This is a genomic window from Pseudomonas sp. EA_65y_Pfl2_P78, from assembly GCF_963970495.1.
Lineage (GTDB): Bacteria > Pseudomonadota > Gammaproteobacteria > Pseudomonadales > Pseudomonadaceae > Aquipseudomonas > Aquipseudomonas baetica_A.
The window spans coordinates 15,596-31,617 of sequence record NZ_CAXAON010000045.1; the positions used below are offsets into that span (position 1 = coordinate 15,596).

Annotated in this window: 17 protein-coding genes and 1 pseudogene; 11 read left to right on the forward strand and 7 right to left on the reverse strand. The window is 59.0% G+C overall.

Going from position 1 to position 16,022, the window contains the following annotated elements; genetic code table 11:
* Positions 1 to 16: 16 nt before the first annotated feature.
* Positions 17 to 442, reverse strand: coding sequence for a GNAT family N-acetyltransferase (locus AACY02_RS24135; RefSeq protein WP_339434094.1), 426 nt, complete (start codon positions 440 to 442; stop codon positions 17 to 19).
* A gap of 150 nt (positions 443 to 592) precedes the next feature.
* Here AACY02_RS24135 and AACY02_RS24140 point away from each other — a divergent pair, with 150 nt between their 5' ends.
* The 6 genes and pseudogenes from AACY02_RS24140 to AACY02_RS24165 all read left to right on the forward strand — a co-directional run bounded on the left by AACY02_RS24140 (position 593) and on the right by AACY02_RS24165 (position 6,165).
* Complete coding sequence (locus AACY02_RS24140; protein WP_339434095.1) at positions 593 to 1,030, forward strand: hemerythrin domain-containing protein; 438 nt, start codon at positions 593 to 595, stop codon at positions 1,028 to 1,030.
* Positions 1,031 to 1,252: 222 nt separating this feature from the next.
* Complete coding sequence (locus AACY02_RS24145; protein WP_339434096.1) at positions 1,253 to 1,888, forward strand: lytic polysaccharide monooxygenase auxiliary activity family 9 protein; 636 nt, start codon at positions 1,253 to 1,255, stop codon at positions 1,886 to 1,888.
* A 43-nt stretch (positions 1,889 to 1,931) separates the two neighbouring features.
* Positions 1,932 to 2,933 (forward strand): annotated as a pseudogene (locus tag AACY02_RS24150) (chitinase); the annotation flags it as partial.
* A gap of 115 nt (positions 2,934 to 3,048) precedes the next feature.
* Positions 3,049 to 3,639 carry an NUDIX domain-containing protein gene (locus tag AACY02_RS24155; RefSeq protein ID WP_339434098.1) on the forward strand — a complete coding sequence of 197 codons (591 nt, stop codon included), beginning with the start codon at positions 3,049 to 3,051 and terminating at the stop codon, positions 3,637 to 3,639.
* Between the two features lie 197 nt (positions 3,640 to 3,836).
* Positions 3,837 to 5,564, forward strand: coding sequence for a gamma-glutamyltransferase (ggt, locus tag AACY02_RS24160; protein WP_339434099.1), 1,728 nt, complete (start codon positions 3,837 to 3,839; stop codon positions 5,562 to 5,564).
* Between the two features lie 67 nt (positions 5,565 to 5,631).
* Positions 5,632 to 6,165 (forward strand): cysteine hydrolase family protein, encoded by a 534-nt coding sequence (locus tag AACY02_RS24165; protein ID WP_339434100.1) that lies wholly within the window; start codon positions 5,632 to 5,634, stop codon positions 6,163 to 6,165.
* On the opposite strand, the gene AACY02_RS24170 is transcribed toward AACY02_RS24165, so the two are convergent.
* Positions 6,137 to 6,442: a TetR family transcriptional regulator C-terminal domain-containing protein gene (locus tag AACY02_RS24170; RefSeq protein WP_339434101.1), complete on the reverse strand. Its 306-nt coding sequence runs from the start codon at positions 6,440 to 6,442 to the stop codon at positions 6,137 to 6,139. The genes AACY02_RS24165 and AACY02_RS24170 overlap by 29 nt on opposite strands.
* 185 nt (positions 6,443 to 6,627) lie before the next feature.
* Between AACY02_RS24170 and AACY02_RS24175 the strand changes: the two genes are divergently transcribed.
* On the forward strand, positions 6,628 to 7,263 hold the full coding sequence (locus tag AACY02_RS24175; protein WP_339434102.1) for a hypothetical protein: 636 nt from the start codon (positions 6,628 to 6,630) through the stop codon (positions 7,261 to 7,263).
* Positions 7,264 to 7,304: 41 nt separating this feature from the next.
* Here the strand turns inward: AACY02_RS24175 and AACY02_RS24180 are convergent, their stop codons facing one another.
* Together AACY02_RS24180 and AACY02_RS24185 are read right to left on the reverse strand one after the other, a co-directional pair.
* Positions 7,305 to 7,850 carry a hypothetical protein gene (locus AACY02_RS24180; RefSeq protein ID WP_339434103.1) on the reverse strand — a complete coding sequence of 182 codons (546 nt, stop codon included), beginning with the start codon at positions 7,848 to 7,850 and terminating at the stop codon, positions 7,305 to 7,307.
* A gap of 53 nt (positions 7,851 to 7,903) precedes the next feature.
* Complete coding sequence (locus AACY02_RS24185; protein WP_339434104.1) at positions 7,904 to 8,221, reverse strand: DUF7693 family protein; 318 nt, start codon at positions 8,219 to 8,221, stop codon at positions 7,904 to 7,906.
* Positions 8,222 to 8,394: 173 nt separating this feature from the next.
* Here AACY02_RS24185 and AACY02_RS24190 point away from each other — a divergent pair, with 173 nt between their 5' ends.
* Positions 8,395 to 9,840: a SulP family inorganic anion transporter gene (locus AACY02_RS24190; RefSeq protein WP_339434105.1), complete on the forward strand. Its 1,446-nt coding sequence runs from the start codon at positions 8,395 to 8,397 to the stop codon at positions 9,838 to 9,840.
* A gap of 53 nt (positions 9,841 to 9,893) precedes the next feature.
* Here the strand turns inward: AACY02_RS24190 and AACY02_RS24195 are convergent, their stop codons facing one another.
* On the reverse strand, positions 9,894 to 10,406 hold the full coding sequence (locus AACY02_RS24195) for a carboxymuconolactone decarboxylase family protein (RefSeq protein WP_339434106.1): 513 nt from the start codon (positions 10,404 to 10,406) through the stop codon (positions 9,894 to 9,896).
* Between the two features lie 133 nt (positions 10,407 to 10,539).
* On the opposite strand from AACY02_RS24195, the gene AACY02_RS24200 reads away from it, so the two are divergent.
* Positions 10,540 to 11,355, forward strand: a complete 816-nt coding sequence (locus AACY02_RS24200; RefSeq protein WP_339434107.1) for an AraC family transcriptional regulator — start codon at positions 10,540 to 10,542, stop codon at positions 11,353 to 11,355.
* Positions 11,356 to 11,358: 3 nt separating this feature from the next.
* Here AACY02_RS24200 and AACY02_RS24205 read toward each other — a convergent pair whose 3' ends face one another.
* The gene (locus tag AACY02_RS24205; protein WP_339434108.1) at positions 11,359 to 12,252 is read right to left on the reverse strand and encodes a DMT family transporter; all 894 of its coding nucleotides are present in this window, start codon (positions 12,250 to 12,252) and stop codon (positions 11,359 to 11,361) included.
* 91 nt (positions 12,253 to 12,343) lie between these two features.
* Between AACY02_RS24205 and AACY02_RS24210 the strand changes: the two genes are divergently transcribed.
* Together AACY02_RS24210 and AACY02_RS24215 are read left to right on the forward strand one after the other, a co-directional pair.
* Positions 12,344 to 13,675 (forward strand): aminotransferase-like domain-containing protein, encoded by a 1,332-nt coding sequence (locus AACY02_RS24210; RefSeq protein WP_339434109.1) that lies wholly within the window; start codon positions 12,344 to 12,346, stop codon positions 13,673 to 13,675.
* 55 nt (positions 13,676 to 13,730) lie between these two features.
* A complete protein-coding gene (locus AACY02_RS24215) occupies positions 13,731 to 14,132 on the forward strand; it encodes a c-type cytochrome (protein WP_339434110.1) in 402 nt (133 codons plus the stop codon).
* Between the two features lie 13 nt (positions 14,133 to 14,145).
* Here AACY02_RS24215 and AACY02_RS24220 read toward each other — a convergent pair whose 3' ends face one another.
* Positions 14,146 to 15,822: a sensor domain-containing diguanylate cyclase gene (locus AACY02_RS24220; RefSeq protein WP_339434111.1), complete on the reverse strand. Its 1,677-nt coding sequence runs from the start codon at positions 15,820 to 15,822 to the stop codon at positions 14,146 to 14,148.
* Positions 15,823 to 16,022: the final 200 nt, after the last annotated feature.

The window sequence follows — 16,022 nt, forward strand, 5'->3', positions numbered from 1 at the left end:
AAAAGCGCTACTGAATTCAATCTACAAGGCGCTTCTGGAAAAAGTGCCGCTTGTGCCCCAGCGGATAATCCGTAATCTCGCCACACTCGCTATAGCCCACTTTCTTGTAAAACTCAGGCGCCTGAAACGAGAAGGTGTCCAGCCAGATCCCCACGCAGTCTTTCTTGCGCGCAAGCTCTTCGGCCATCTGCATCAATTTTGAGCCGATGCCCTGACCGCGGCCCTCTTCCGGCACCGCCAACAGTTCAATGAACATCCACCGATAGAACGTGTGGCCATACAGGCCGCCAAGGATCGCGTCATGCTCGTCACGGACCAAAAGTGCAATGGGCTCCAGTGTCGAGGGGCCTGCTTTGGCGACGTTGTGGGCACGCAGCGGCGCCAGGATGGCGTTGCGTTGTTCTTCGTTCGGGTTCTCTGACAACTCGATGCGCAAGTTCATGCATGACTTCCTTGTGGAGTAAGGCGCCAGACTATCCTGCCTGGTGGTCGTGTTCCAAGCGTCAGTTTAAAACCGCTGGAACCACCGCTCCCGCGCCGGGGTCTAGCCATTTACAGCGTCATTCCAGCACGCGGTTGATGAGGACACCCCATGAACATTTTCGAAGCCCTTCGCGAGAGCCACGACCGCCAGCGCAGCTACGCCAAAGCCTTGGTCAAGACCAGTGGCGACAGCCCCGAGCGGGTCGAGGCCTACAAACAGCTCAAAGCCGAACTGCAAGCTCATGAAACGGCTGAAGAGCGACACTTCTACATCCCGCTGATGGAGTTCGACAACGGTGTCGATCTCAGCCGTCATGCCATTTCCGAGCACCATGAAATGGACGAAATGATGGAAGAACTGGACGAGACCGAGATGTCCAGTCCGGCATGGCTGGCGACGGCTAAAAAGCTCTCGGACAAGGTCCACCACCACCTTGAGGAAGAGGAGCAGAAGTTCTTCCAGATGGCCGGAAAGTTGCTCGACGAGAAACAGAAAGAGCAGCTCGCCGGGCAGTACGAAAAGGAGTTCCAGGCTCAACTGCCTTGAGTCGCAGATGCACGATTTTGTAACCTCGACGCGTACGCCTTTGGCTATGTGTCGAGTACGAGTCGCCACAATGCACTGTGTTTATATCCAGTGTTTCGGTCACTTTACCGATGATGCCCGGTCTGACTGCGACAAAACCGCCGATGGACAAAAAATCCGTCTCCGTTAGCTTGAAGGCCTCTCCTCGCAAAGGAGAGTTCTTAAATCAACGGAGTGAAAAACATGAATCAACCACAAGTACAAACCCAACTGCGACACGGTCGCGTCACTTCCCCGGCGAGCCGGGGTGCGGTCGCTATCGAGCAAGGACTGCTCGGTGCCTGGCAGGTCAATGAAATGGAAGGTGGCAAGAACTTCCCGGCACTGGCTGCCGGGCCGTTTCCGGCGCCCTACGAAACCGACTCTGACAGTGTCGCGCCACCTGCTGACGGCTACATTCTCAGCGGCGGCAAGACCGATCCCCGCGACTGCGTGAACTTCACCAACGACGAAATGAGCAAAAAGCTCGGTCGTCCGTTCGCCTGGCCGCTGCTCAATGTCACACCGGGGCAGACCCTGGAAATCAAGTGGGAATACACCGCGCCGCACACTACGCGTGGTTATCGCTGGCTGATCACCAAGGATGGCTGGGACTCGAACCAACGCATTACCCGCGCCCAACTGGAAGCGCAACCGTTCTTCGAAGACTTCTACACTCAGGTGCCGTATTACAGCCATTCGGCCGAGATGAAGGCCAAGGTTAACCACGAGGTAAAGCTTCCGACGAACAAGAAGGGGCATCACGTCATCGTACTGATGTGGATCGTCGCCAACACCGGCAACGCTTTCTATCAGGCCTTCGACGTCGACTTCAAATAACGGCGCAACGTCGCCAAACCCACGCGTTCTGAAGGATTAGAACATGTCAAAAATTGATTTTTCTCTGGTGCAAAACGCGGCGAGCGATGCTGCTGCGCTGATGCCGAGCATTGCCGGTAAAAAAATCCTCATGGGCTTCTGGCACAACTGGCCGGCGGGGCCGAGCGACGGGTATCGTCAGGGCCGATTCGCCAGCATCGCGCTGGAGGATGTACCCAAGGAATACAACGTGGTCGCCGTGGCCTTCATGAGGGGCAACGGTATCCCGACCTTCAAGCCATTCAACGTTTCCGATGCCGAGTTCCGCCGCCAGGTCGGCGTGCTCAACAGTCAAGGGCGGGCCGTCCTGATTTCCCTGGGTGGCGCCGATGCGCACATCGAGTTGCGCAGCGGTCAGGAGCAACCGCTGGCCAATGAAATCATCCGTCTGGTGGAAACCTACGGTTTTGATGGGCTGGACATCGATCTTGAACAGAGCGCGATTGATTTCGCTGCCAACAAGACGGTGCTGCCGGCAGCGCTGAAACTGGTCAAGGATCACTACGCCGGCCAAGGCAAGCACTTCATCATCAGCATGGCCCCGGAGTTCCCGTATCTCACCAGCACCGGCAAATACGTCGGCTACCTGCAAGCGCTGGAAGGCTACTACGACTTCATCGCCCCGCAGTTCTACAACCAGGGTGGCGACGGGGTCTGGGTGCCTGAGGCCAACAACGGTGCCGGTGCGTGGATCGCGCAGAACAACGACGCGCTCAAGGAGGACTTCCTGTATTACCTGACCGAAAGTCTGGTGACGGGGACTCGGGGATTCACGAAGATCGCGGCGGACAAATTCGTCATCGGTCTGCCGGCCAACGTCGATGCGGCGGCCACCGGTTATGTGATCGACAAAACCGTGGTGGGCAACGTGCTCAAACGGCTGGCCATCAAGGGGCATCCGATCAAGGGCCTCATGACTTGGTCGGTTAACTGGGACAACGGTGTGAGCAAGGACCGCGTGCCGTACAACTGGGAGTTCAGCCGGCGTTATGGGCCGCTGATTCACGGAACCCTTGCGAGTTAGTCGCAACTGAGTGAGCCCGGTAGCGCTGCCGGGCTTTTTTTGTTGCAGAGATTATTCGACCATGGCTGCCTACCGATGAAAAAAGGGATCAGGCGCCATGTCTACCACCGCCGAGCGGGTCAATATCATCGACACTCAGGTGTTGTCCCACGACTGGTATCTATTGAAGAAAATCACCTTCGACTATCACCGAAATAACGGCGAGTGGCAGCGCCAGACTCGCGAGGTCTATGACCGGGGTAATGGCGCAGCGATTCTGCTGTTCAATCGCGAGAAGCGTTCGGTGGTATTGACCCGTCAGTTCCGCTTGCCGGTGTTTGTCAACGGCCATGACGGTTTGTTGATCGAAGTGGCGGCGGGGTTACTTGAAGGTGAGGCCCCTGAACAACGGATTCGTGCCGAGGCCGAGGAAGAAACCGGCTATCGCGTCAGTGAAGTGAAGAAGGTGTTCGAGGCGTACATGAGTCCTGGCTCGGTGACCGAGAAACTGCACTTCTTCATTGCCGAATACGATGCAGCATCGAAGGTCAGCGAGGGTGGGGGCCTGGAAGAAGAGACGGAAGAACTGGACGTGCTGGAGTGGTCTTTTGATGATGCGATGGCAGCGTTTTATCGCGGCGAGATCTGCGATGCCAAGACCATCATGCTATTGCAATATGCGGCGATGAAAAACCTGTTCGCTGCCTGAACCCGGATCGAACCTGCTGTTGCTTCAGAGCGACCCCGTATTGGCGAGGGTGGGCTGCAAAGTGACTTGGAATTTTTTGCCAGCGCTGTGCCCGAGAGCGGGCAGGCGCAATGCGCAAACCCGGCCATACTGCTTGATGCGTTTGAAGCGTTCCCCTCTGTTTTGCACAGCCCCTAAAACAAAAAAGAGATCGACTCATGAAGTACGAACCGTTGACCAAATCGCTGATTGCGACCTCACTGGCACTCAGTTGCGTGATGGCTCACGCCGCGTCGGTGGCGCCGGTTGCCGCCGAAAACGGCATGGTGGTGACCGCGCAACACCTGGCCACTCATGTGGGCGTCGATGTATTGAAAAGTGGCGGTAACGCGGTGGATGCGGCGGTGGCGGTGGGTTATGCGCTGGCGGTGGTTTATCCCGCTGCGGGCAATCTTGGTGGTGGCGGCTTCATGACCATTCAATTGGCGGACGGGCGCAAGACCTTCCTCGATTTCCGCGAAAAAGCCCCACTGGCCGCGACCGCCAACATGTACCTCGACAAGGAAGGTAACGTCATCCCCGACCTGAGTACCCGTGGGCACCTGGCGGTCGGCGTGCCCGGCACTGTGTCCGGTATGGAATTGGCGCTGAGCAAGTACGGGACCAAACCACGCACGGAGATGATCGCCCCGGCGATTAAATTGGCCGAGGACGGATTCGAGCTGGAGCAGGGTGACGTCGAGCTGCTCGAATACGCCACCGACGTGTTCAAAAAGGACATGCGTGATTCCGGCTCGATTTTCCTCAGCAACGGCGAGCCGATGCAGGTCGGGCAAAAACTGGTGCAGAAGGACCTCGGCAAGACCCTGCGCACCATTTCCGAAAAAGGCGCCGACGGTTTCTATAAAGGCTGGGTGGCCGACGCCATCGTCACGTCCAGTCAGGCCAACAAAGGCATCATCACTCAGGCCGACCTCGATCAATACAAGACGCGCGAGCTGGCGCCCATTGAGTGCGATTACCGAGGCTATCACGTGGTTTCGGCACCACCACCGAGCTCCGGCGGTGTGGTGATCTGCGAGATCATGAACATTCTTGAAGGCTATCCGATGAAGGATCTGGGCTTCCATTCGGCCCAAGGCATGCACTACCAGATCGAAGCGATGCGTCACGCTTACGTGGATCGCAACAGCTACCTCGGCGATCCGGATTTTGTGAAGAATCCGATCGGGCACCTGTTGGACAAAAACTATGCGACCCAACTGCGCAATGCGATCCAGCCGCAGAAGGCCGGCGTGTCGGCTGAGTTGAAACCCGGCGTGGCGCCCCATGAAGGTAGCAACACCACGCACTATTCGATCGTCGACAAGTGGGGCAATGCGGTGTCGGTCACTTACACTCTCAATGACTGGTTTGGCGCGGGCGTGATGGCGAGCAAGACCGGGGTGATCCTCAACGACGAAATGGACGACTTCACCTCCAAGGTCGGCGTGCCGAATATGTACGGTCTGGTACAGGGAGAAGCCAACGCCATTGCGCCGGGCAAGGCACCGCTGTCGTCGATGAGCCCGACCATCGTCACCAAGGACGGCAAAGTGGTGATGGTGGTCGGCACGCCGGGCGGCAGCCGCATCATCACGGCCACCTTGCTGACCATGCTCAACGTCATCGACTACGGCATGGGCTTGCAGGAAGCGGTCGATGCGCCGCGCTTTCACCAGCAATGGATGCCGGAAGAAACCAACCTCGAAGACTTCGCCGCCAGCCCGGACACGAAGAAAATCCTCGAGAGCTGGGGCCACAAGTTTGCCGGGCCGCAGGATGCCAACCACATTGCCGCGATCCTGGTGGGTGCGCCGTCACTGGGCGGTCAGCCGGTAGGGAAAAACCGTTTCTACGGCGCCAACGACCCACGTCGCAATACCGGGTTGTCGCTGGGTTACTGAAAGGCGTAAAAAAGGGGGCGGGCTCGCGTCCGTCCCCGCCTCAAGGATTGATCAAGGAAGGCTCATCATGACAACCGCATTACTGATCATCGACGTCCAGCATGCCCTGTGCTCGGGCCAATACCAGTGCTACGACGTCCTCCGCGTGATCGACACCATCAACGACCTCAGCGCCCGCGCGCGTCAGTCAGGGGTTCCGGTGGTGTTCATTCAACATGAGGAAAACGACAGCCCCCTGGCCCATGGCGCCGATGGCTGGCAACTCGCCGAAGGGCTTGAGACCTCGGCGAACGATCTGCGAGTACGCAAAACCACACCGGACTCTTTCTATCAGACCGATCTGAGCAAGCTGCTGCCGATCGAAGACTTTGAAAGCCTGGTGATCTGCGGCCTGCAAACCGACTACTGCGTCAACGCTACCGTGCGCCAGGCCCATCAGTTGGGTTACGACGTGGTGCTGGCCTCGGACGCTCATTCCACCCTTGATAACGGCAACATGAAGGCTGAAGACATCATTGCCGAACATAACAAAGACCTCGCGCACCTGACCGGTTCGGTGGCGCGGGTCGACGTCAAACCTGCCGTCGATATCGTGTTCTAGCCACACCGAGTCGTCCATGTGGGAGCGGGCTTGCTCGCGAAAACGGTGGGTCATTCAACATTGCACTGCGATTCGGCGTGCAGCAATCACGGCATTCAGCCGGCGACTGCTGACTGCCGAACAGCCGTTCAGCGCTGGACACTTCGGCGATGCACGGATGCTCGCGAGCGATCCGAATTCGCGCCGCCACATAGGCGCGCAAGCCGATCAGCGGATCATCGCTTTCGCGCAGCACCGCCGAGGCTTCCCGCAGCGGTTCGACAAAACCCGGCAGCACTTTGCAGTAAAGGTTTTCCTTGGTCTGGAATCAGTCAGCTCGTTTGGCATCAGTGAAGACAAATTTTTTGCCAGTTTTTCCCATTCAGTCTTTCCCCAAACGGTCGCGCGCTCTAGAATCCGCCCGGCTTCCGAGGTGGAGGCGTATTGCCATCATTCGGCATTGTTTACAGAGGGACAGACATTATGCAATTCGGGAAAGTCCTGGCGCTGGGCCTGGTCATCACGCTGGGCGGTTGCGCCAGTTTCACCCAAGATGAAGTGGCGCCGGTGACACTGCCGTCGATGGCCAATTACGCCAATAAGCCAAATGTTTATGTTGATTTCGATTTCTATCAGGGCGAGCCGAAAAGTGCCTCTGCCACTGAAGTGCCGCAGGCGCGCGATCAACTCAAGCCACAACTGCAGAAAATCCTCTCCGACTCCGGCCTGTTCGGCCGTGTCACTCTGGACGAATTTCAGAAGCAGCCGGGCGACTACAACCTGCGTTTGAAGGTGTACAACCATCCGCCTAATGGTGGGCAAATGGTGCTGGCGTTCATCAGCGGTTTCAGCATGATGGTGATCCCGGCTTATGGCACCGATCAGTACACCATGAGCCTGGAAACCCTCGATGATCAAGGTCAGGCGACGACGACCGCGAGCAATCACGATGCAATTGGCACCTGGTTCGGTATCTGGTTCATCCCGCTGATGGCCAACACGCCTAAAGAGGCAATGAGTGACACCTTCACTCGCCAGGTCAACGCACTGCTCAAGCAAATGGTCGAGCGCAACAGCCTGAAATACTCATCACTTGGAGCCCAAATCCCACGGGCCTGAAGCCAAAAAAAGAGCCGCGATTGCGGCTCTTTTCTTGTCTGTTACTTCAATGCCTGAACGAACTGCGGATCGCTGTACAGTTCCTTCAGAAGGTCACGCAGCATCGGGTTGTAAGCGTTGACCGCGTTCGGGATCGCAATAAACCCGAAGAAGCTGCTGCTCCATTGGCTGCTGACATCCTTGGTCGCGTCGTACACCACATCGTTGCCGTTGAGCAGGGTGAAACGCGCAGCCAGTTTGCCGTTACCCGTGCCCATGCCGGCGCTGAGTTCGTTCTTCACCACCAGCACTTTCAACTGACGCTGCGCTTGCGGATCCAGCAGACCGGCCTTGCGCAGTTCTTCGGTGATGGCGTCCTGGATGTGCGCCGGGATGCTGCCGGACGGTGAACGGACAGGATTGGCGCGCACAAACAGCGAGCCTTCACCGGATTGCGCGGTGACCTGAGGATTGCTGATCGCATGCAGCGGCGGGGTTTGTTTGAGCTTCTGGACGTTTTCGTAGCTCGGTTCATAGCGGGTCATGGTCATGCCACACCCTTGCAGCAACAGCGCCAACATCGGGATCAACAATAGCGACTTCTTCACGGCAGTTCCTTGCGTGGGAATATAAGGGGGGGCGAATTATGGGCATAGTGCCATCATTGAGCAACCGTGTTCGCCGGCCCCATCAACAAGGCTTCAACCTGCGCCAATTCCCAGGTACTGAGCAAACTCACCGGATCAGTGCCATAGCGCTGCCACGTCTCAAGCGTGCCTTCCTGGCCATCGGGATTGCGGGCGTATTCACAGTGATGCAACTGTTGTCCTGCAAAATCCAGCAGCAGGTGCCAGCCTTCGATGTCGACCACTACCCATCCTGATCCGGTGGATGTTTCGCACACCTTGAGCGCGAGTACGCCCAGCGCAGCCTCACGCAATCGTTGGCAAACCTCGCGGGCGGTCAGAAATACAGCCATGTTCGAACTCGATCAGTGCACAAGAGCGCCAGCATAAAGCGCGGGTCCACAAGTGTCAGCGATCACTGGCCCCATCGCGGACAATTCCGTAACATTCGCAACCCTCTTTTGCGCAACACTCTTTTCACCCAATAAAAGCGGCCGTGTTTGTCGGCCGCTCAATCAGGTAAGCCATGAAACCGATACGTCTGCGCGCCGATGTCCTGGCCGGACTCACTACCTCGTTCGCCCTGTTGCCCGAATGCATTGCATTTGCGCTGGTGGCCCACCTCAATCCGCTGATGGGCCTGTACGGCGCCTTCATCATTTGTACGCTGACCGCGTTGTTCGGTGGCAGGCCTGGGATGGTCTCCGGTGCGGCAGGTTCGATGGCGGTGGTAATCGTTGCGCTGGTGGTGCAGCAAGGCGTGCAATATCTGCTGGCAACGGTGTTGCTGGGCGGTTTGATCATGATGGCGTTCGGGCTGTTGCGCCTGGGTAAACTGGTGCGAATGGTGCCGCACCCGGTGATGCTCGGCTTCGTCAACGGCCTGGCGATCATCATTGCGCTGGCGCAACTGGAGCATTTCAAGAGCGGTGAAGACTGGCTCAGCGGCACGCCGCTGTACCTGATGACCGGGCTTGTGCTGTTGACCATGGCTATCGTCTACATCTTGCCGCGCCTGACCCGTGCGGTGCCGCCGGCACTGGTGGCGATCCTCGGTGTTGGCCTGCTGGTGTATCTGCTCGGCCTGCCGACCCGCACCCTCGGTGACATGGCGCATATCGCTGGTGGCCTGCCGACCTTCGCGTTGCCGGACATCCCGTGGAACTTTGAAACCCTGCGCATCATCGCCCCCTACGCGATCCTGATGGCGCTGGTCGGCCTGCTGGAAACCCTGCTGACCCTCAACCTCACTGACGAAATCACCGAAACCCGTGGCTACCCGGATCGCGAATGCGTGGCGCTGGGTGCGGCGAACATGGTTTCCGGTGCCTTTGGTGGCATGGGCGGCTGCGCGATGATCGGCCAGACCGTGATCAACTTGAGCTCTGGCGGGCGCGGGCGTTTATCCGGCGTGGTGGCGGGCGTGCTGATCCTGTTGTTCATTCTGTTTCTGTCGCCGCTGATCGAACGTATTCCGTTGGCGGCGCTGGTCGGCGTGATGTTCGTGGTCTCGCAGCAGACCTTCGCGTGGGCCTCGTTGCGGGTGGCGAACAAAGTGCCGCTCAACGATGTGCTGGTGATCATCGCTGTGACCATCATCACCGTGTTCACCGATCTGGCCACGGCGGTGCTGTGCGGGATCATCATCGCCGCGTTGAATTTTGCCTGGCAGCAGGCTCGCGAGTTGTACGCCGATCAGCACATGGAAGCCGACGGCAGCAAACTCTATCGCTTGCACGGCACGCTGTTTTTCGCCTCGGCGACGCCGTTCCTCAACCAGTTCGACCCGGCCAACGATCCGCAAAAAGTGACGCTGGATTGCCGGCATTTGAGCTTTGTCGATTACTCGGCGATTGCCGCGCTGAAAACCCTGCGTGAGCGTTACGAAAAGGCCGGCAAGCATTTGCAGGTGTTTCATCTGTCGGAACGCTGCAAGAAACTGCTCAAACGTGCCGGAGTGGAGCACCACTGATCAACAGTGGGAGCCAGCAACCTGGCTCCCACAGGGTTTTGTGTATCCAGGTTTCAGATTGCCGGGAAATCGATATCGGTCAACGCTGCATTGTTCAGGTAGTTGGTCAGTGTCTGTACCGCCACCAGCGCAATCACCTCAATTATTTTCGTGTCATCGATCCCGGCAGCGCGGGCGGCGGCAATCTGCTCATCGCTCAACTGACCTCGGCTTTCGGTGAGTTGATGGGCGAGGGCGGCGTAGGCATTGAGTTCGCCCTGACGCGCTGCGCCGATGTCCTGCGCCGATAGTCCGGCCTTGCTGGCAAACAGGGTGTGCGCCGCCAGGCAATAATCGCAACCGTTGACCTGCGAAGTGGCGAGGTAAACCGCTTCTTTCTCCTTGGCGCTCAGCGAGGTTTTACCGAGTATCGCGGAAGCTTGCAGGTAGGTCTCAAGCGCCACCGGGGCCTTGGCCAGTGTGGTGAACACGTTGGGCAGGAAGCCGATTTTCTTTTTTACGCCTTCGAGTACCGGGCGGGTGGCGTCGGTGGCGGTGTCGAGGCTGATAGCGTGGATGCGGCTCATGGTGATTCTCCGAAAGTCCGGTGCGAAGTGCACCGGCGATGGAGAGGATGTTAATGAGGGTGACTGGCGTATTGGCTGCAAATCGTCGAGGATATGCGACAGTTCGTCCAGATATGCCGTTGAGGAGTCGCCCATGGATCGCCTTTCCACGTTACTCAGTCATTTCGCTGTCCATGCCGGCACGTTTCACAGCGGCAACTTTTGCGGCATCAGCGTTCACGACGGCGAGCCAAACGGGCATGTGCATCTGCTGCAGGCGGGGGAGTTGTTGCTCAAACCGGGCAATGAGCGTGAGATACGACTCGATGAACCGTCGCTGGTTTTTTTTCCCAGACCCTTTGCCCACCGAATGTTTGCCGACGAGTCCATGGACACGAGAGTGGTCTGCGCGACACTGACCTTTGACGGCGGCTCCGGAAACGCTCTGGCGGCCGCGCTGCCGGATTATCTGGTGCTCAAACTCACCGAGATCCCCGAGCTGGGCAATACCCTGGAGTGGCTGTTCAAGGAAGCTTTCGAAGGGCATTGCGGGCGCGTCGCCGTGATGGATCGGCTGTTCGAATTGCTGGTGATTCTGCTGTTGCGCCACCTCATCAGCAATCGTGACCAACAACCGGGGATGATGGCCGGGCTGGCCGATCCGCGTTTGTCTCGCGCCTTGAACCTGATACACGAACAACCGGCAAAACCTTGGAGCGTGGCTGACCTGGCGACTGCTGCCAATCTGTCCCGCGCCGGATTTGCCGAGCAGTTTCGCCGCGTCGTCGGGCAGACTCCGGCCGATTACCTGCTGAGTTGGCGGGTCAGCCTCGCGCAGAAACGCCTGCGCGAGGGCAAACCGATTGCACTGATCGCCGAAGAGGTCGGTTACGAAAGTCCTTCGGCGCTGGCCCGGGCGTTTCGACGCAAGACCGGATCAAGCCCTCGGGAGTGGAAGGCCGGCACTTGAGCATTATTGGGCGAATTTCTTCGCCCCGGCCACACACACAATCACGCCCAGCGTCACCGCGAGCATGCCGATGCTGACTTGTTCATGCAGCAACGTCGCGGCCAGCGCCAAACCGAAAAACGGTTGCAACAACTGCAACTGCCCCACTGCCGCGATCCCGCCCTGCGCCAGTGCGCGATACCAGAACACAAACCCGATCAACATGCTGAACAGCGACACGTAGGCCAGGCACAGCCACGCCGACAGGCTGATGTGATTGAGCGAGGCGGGCGCCAGCCACAGACTCAACAGTGCCATCACGGGTAACGACAACACCAATGCCCAGCAGATCACCTGCCAGCCGCCGAGGCTTCGCGACAGTTTTGCGCCTTCGGCATAACCCAGGCCGCACGCCAGAATCGCCGCGAGCATCAGCAAGTCACCGGTGGGCGAGGCGCTGATACCCTGGGATAGCGCGAAGCCCACCACCAAGGCACTGCCCAGAAGCGAAAAGCCCCAGAACACCGGTCGAGGCCGCTCACCGCCGCGCAGCACGGCGAACATCGCAGTAGACAGTGGCAGCAATCCTACAAAAACAATCGAATGCGCCGACGTGACGTGTTGCAACGCGAGTGCGGTCAACAGTGGAAACCCAAGCACCACACCCATGGCCACAATCAGCAACGACCGCCACTGAGTCCGTGCCGGTCGCCGCGCTCGAAACAACCACAGCCATGTCACCGCCAACAACCCGGCGATGGCGGCGCGCACCACGGTGAGAAACACCGGATCGAACTCCAGCACCGCCACCCGCGTGGCCGGCAGCGATCCGCTGAAGATCACCACGCCGATAAAGCCGTTGATCCAGCCGCTGGTTTTTTCCACGGCCGGGTGAGTCAGGTTCGAAATCCGTTCCATGTTAAGGCACGCTCAAAGGTGGGGTTGCATTGCCGCCATGCTGGGGCCGAAAATCAGCACAATCAAAGAATTGTCATGGATACATTCCGACATGCCACGCTCGCGCTACAAGACCCTCGTTGACCTCTACGCCGCCGATATTCGCGCGGGACGTTTGGCGCCCGGTACGCGATTGCCGACTCATCGAGAACTGGCCGCCAAAGAGGGGTTGGCGTTGGTCACGGCCTCGCGGGTGTACGCCGAACTGGAGGCGATGGGCCTGGTCAGCGGCGAGACCGGACGAGGGACGTTTGTGCGTGAAACGTCGTTATCGGCGGGGCTGGGCATTGATCAAAAGGACGTAGCGGTCGGCATGATCGACCTCAATTTCAATTACCCGTCGCTGCCCGGTCAGGCTGACCTGTTGCGCACTGCGCTGCGGCAATTGGCATTGTCCGGTGATCTCGAAGCGCTGCTGCGCTACCAACCCCACGCGGGTCGTCAACACGAACGCGCCTCTGTCGCTCGACACTTGCAAACCCGTGGCGTACAGGTCGACACCGAGCAAGTGCTGATCGTTAACGGTGCCCAGCAAGGACTGGCGGTGACGTTGATGGCGCTGCTCAAACCGGGCGACGTGATCGCGGCGGATGCGCTGACCTATTCCGGGTTCAAGGTGTTGGCCGAGGCCCTGCATCTGGAAGTGGTGGCGATCCCGCTCGGCGATCAGGGGCCGGATCTTCAGGCGCTGGAAACGCTCTGTCGCAGCCGTTCGGTGCGCGCCGTCTACAGCATGCCGACCCTGCACAATCCGTTAGGGTGGGTGACGCCTCTTGAGCAGCGTGAGCAACTGGTCGCGATTGCCCGGCGGCATGATCTGACAATCATTGAAGATGCGGCCTACGCGTTTCTGGTGGAAAACCCACCGCGTGCGTTGGTCGACCTGGCGCCTGAGCGCACGGTGTACGTGACGGGACTTTCCAAGAATATTGCCACGGGCCTGCGCGTCGGTTTTATCGCGGCGCCTGCGCCCAGGGTGCCGGCACTGGAGCGCATCATTCGCGCTACCACCTGGAACACGCCGGGCGTGATGACGGCGCTGGCCTGCGGCTGGCTCGACGACGGCACCGTCACACGGCTTGAAGAACAAAAACGCCAAGACGCCAAGGCGCGCCAGGCATTGGCCGCCGAGTGGCTCAAAGGGCTGACCTGCATCGGCCATCCGTCCTCGTACTTCCTGTGGCTACCGCTGCCGGAAGACGTGCGCGCCGATCAAATGGTCGTCGAATTGATGCACGAACAGATTTCGGTCACCACCGCCGAGCCGTTTTCCGTGTCGCCCCATGCGCCACACGCGATTCGCCTGGCATTGGGCTCGGTGGACATGGCGGTGTTGCGCCAGGCCTTGATCACTGTCAGAAAGGTCGTTGGCGCTTACCTGTGAAAACCAAAGTGCTACCCTTGCGCCGCCCGTCTTTTATGCCGACCCGGAACCCTAAATGAAAAACCGCGCGTCACTGTCTTCAGTTCTGATCCTCACGGCTGGCTTGCTCAGCATCACTGCCCACGCCGCAGGCGACCCTGAAGCCGGCGCAAAAATCTTCCCGCGCCTGTGTGGCGGCTGCCATCAGGTCGGCGAATCCGCTCGCCCGGGATTTGGCCCACAGCTCAACGGCATCATCGGTCGACCGGCCGGGACGTCGGCGAATTACGTGTATTCCGAAGCAATGAAGAACTCAGGGGTGACCTGGGATCACGAAACACTGAAGGCTTACCTGAAAGATCCCAAGGGCGTGGTGCCGGGCACGCGGATGATTTTCTGGGGGCTGAGCGACGAGGAAAAACTCGAAAATCTGCTGGCGTATCTGCAGGTGTTTTCCCCGGTAGGCGCTGCCCAGTGAAACCAGACAACGCCTACGGTTGTGTCGGCGTTGCACTGTAACCGTGGCTGGCCACTTGATTACGACCCGCCGCTTTGGCCTGATACAACTGCTGATCCGCGCGCTTGATCAGATTGCCGGGGCTGTTGTCCGCCGGGTCAGCCAACCCGACACCGACGCTGACCGTCACCTGCCCGGCGGTGGCGAAATCAGCCTCGGCCACTGCAGCGCGGATCTTCTCGGCGACCCTCTCAGGCGTGTCGGGCATGCTGATTTCCGGCAGCAGTACGGCGAACTCCTCACCGCCGTAACGTGCCACGAAGTCGGTGGTGCGCAGGCTGGTCTGAATCAATTGCGCCAATTGTTGCAGCACTTCGTCGCCGATCGCATGACCGTGGGTGTCATTGATGCGTTTGAAGTGGTCGGCGTCGATCAGCAGTAACGCGAACGGCCGCCCCGTGCGCCGGAACAGCAGGCTGTATTCGGTGAGTTTTTCGTCGAAACGGCGACGGTTGAAGACGCCGGTCAGGGCGTCGTGAGTCGCGAGGTTCAGCAACTCGGCGTTGGCCTGCATGAGGTCGGCGGTGCGTTGTGCCACGGTGGCTTCGAGCGTGGCGTTGGCTTGCTGCAGTTCGCGCTCTTTGCCGAGCAGCGAATGGGTCATCGCCTCGATTGACTGGCCGAGCTGGGCAATTTCCCGAACCGGATGTTGAAGAGGGAAGTGCGCGCCGGGCTGGTTGTCCTGTACCTGTTTGGCCGAGCGCGCGAGTTGCTCGATCGGACGGCTCAGATACAGCGCCAGGTAATACGCCACCACACCAAATATCACGGCTGCGAAAACCCCAAGAATCAACAGCTTATAGAGCAGCAGGTGTGCCGGTTGCAGTGCGGTTTCCAGTGGCTGACGTAAGGCAATCGACCACGACAGTTTCGTGGTTGATGGCGTGGGCACGGTGACCATGCTGGTCAGATAACCGTTACCGACGGACCATCCGCTCGACTTCGAATCGTTCGTTGCCAGTTGCTGGCCCATCAGGGCTTCGGGATACAAGACCTTCCCGTCGTTATCGATGATCAGCGCCTCAATGTCCGGCGAAGCGTTCTTGTGCGAAAACGCCGCCGATTCGACGATACGCGTGATCCAGCTCCAGTGAGCGTGGGCGCCGAGCACGCCAATCACCTGGCCCTCGGCATTGTGGATGGGGGCGGCAAAATCGATAAAACGCAGCGGTTCGCCGTTTGGCATGCCCGGGAGTAACTTGGCCAGCAGCACGGCTTCATGGGGATCACCGGTGTATTGGCCACGTAACCCGGCCTGAAACCACGGTCGTTGCTGCACCGATTGACCGACCAACAGCCCATTCACGGCTTGATGTACGCGACCCTCGGCGTCGGTTACGCCCATCCACGCGTACTCGGTACGCGCCTGAGTGCGCAACTGCATCGACTTCAGAATCGCCGGGTTATCGAGATCGCCACGCTCCAGATGAGACGCCCGGCTGAGCATATAAACCTCAAGCTGGCGCTCGCGCAGTTGTTCGCCGAGCGACGTGGCCGCCGACCGCGCAGTATTGAGCAGCGCATTACCGCTGGCCTGTTTCATCTGTTCAGTGGCGATGTGCCCGACATAAAAGCCGACACTCAACAACGTCAGCAGGGACAAACCGGTAAACCAAAGGGTGAGGTGGCTACGCAGACTGGCTTTGAGCATGAGCGATGTCTGTCTTTGTGTGAGTGGCGCCATGGTATGCGACATCGTCGATGGGCTGCCAGCGATGTGGTTGATGAAACGTGCCGAAACAGTGTGTCTAGTCCTGAAATAGGTTTACACCTATCTCACCCTAACGCCCGATGCACTGCATCGGGCGTTTTGTATTTTAAGGACAGGTGCGGGCGCTCTTGGTTGTAGAT

Coding starts and splice junctions, on each gene's coding strand:
- AACY02_RS24135 (WP_339434094.1), bottom strand. CDS start 442: ATGAACTTGCGCATCGAGTTGTCAGAGAACCCGAACGAAGAACAACGC.
- AACY02_RS24140 (WP_339434095.1), top strand. CDS start 593: ATGAACATTTTCGAAGCCCTTCGCGAGAGCCACGACCGCCAGCGCAGC.
- AACY02_RS24145 (WP_339434096.1), top strand. CDS start 1,253: ATGAATCAACCACAAGTACAAACCCAACTGCGACACGGTCGCGTCACT.
- AACY02_RS24155 (WP_339434098.1), top strand. CDS start 3,049: ATGTCTACCACCGCCGAGCGGGTCAATATCATCGACACTCAGGTGTTG.
- ggt (WP_339434099.1), top strand. CDS start 3,837: ATGAAGTACGAACCGTTGACCAAATCGCTGATTGCGACCTCACTGGCA.
- AACY02_RS24165 (WP_339434100.1), top strand. CDS start 5,632: ATGACAACCGCATTACTGATCATCGACGTCCAGCATGCCCTGTGCTCG.
- AACY02_RS24175 (WP_339434102.1), top strand. CDS start 6,628: ATGCAATTCGGGAAAGTCCTGGCGCTGGGCCTGGTCATCACGCTGGGC.
- AACY02_RS24185 (WP_339434104.1), bottom strand. CDS start 8,221: ATGGCTGTATTTCTGACCGCCCGCGAGGTTTGCCAACGATTGCGTGAG.
- AACY02_RS24190 (WP_339434105.1), top strand. CDS start 8,395: ATGAAACCGATACGTCTGCGCGCCGATGTCCTGGCCGGACTCACTACC.
- AACY02_RS24195 (WP_339434106.1), bottom strand. CDS start 10,406: ATGAGCCGCATCCACGCTATCAGCCTCGACACCGCCACCGACGCCACC.
- AACY02_RS24200 (WP_339434107.1), top strand. CDS start 10,540: ATGGATCGCCTTTCCACGTTACTCAGTCATTTCGCTGTCCATGCCGGC.
- AACY02_RS24205 (WP_339434108.1), bottom strand. CDS start 12,252: ATGGAACGGATTTCGAACCTGACTCACCCGGCCGTGGAAAAAACCAGC.
- AACY02_RS24210 (WP_339434109.1), top strand. CDS start 12,344: ATGCCACGCTCGCGCTACAAGACCCTCGTTGACCTCTACGCCGCCGAT.
- AACY02_RS24215 (WP_339434110.1), top strand. CDS start 13,731: ATGAAAAACCGCGCGTCACTGTCTTCAGTTCTGATCCTCACGGCTGGC.
- AACY02_RS24220 (WP_339434111.1), bottom strand. CDS start 15,822: ATGCTCAAAGCCAGTCTGCGTAGCCACCTCACCCTTTGGTTTACCGGT.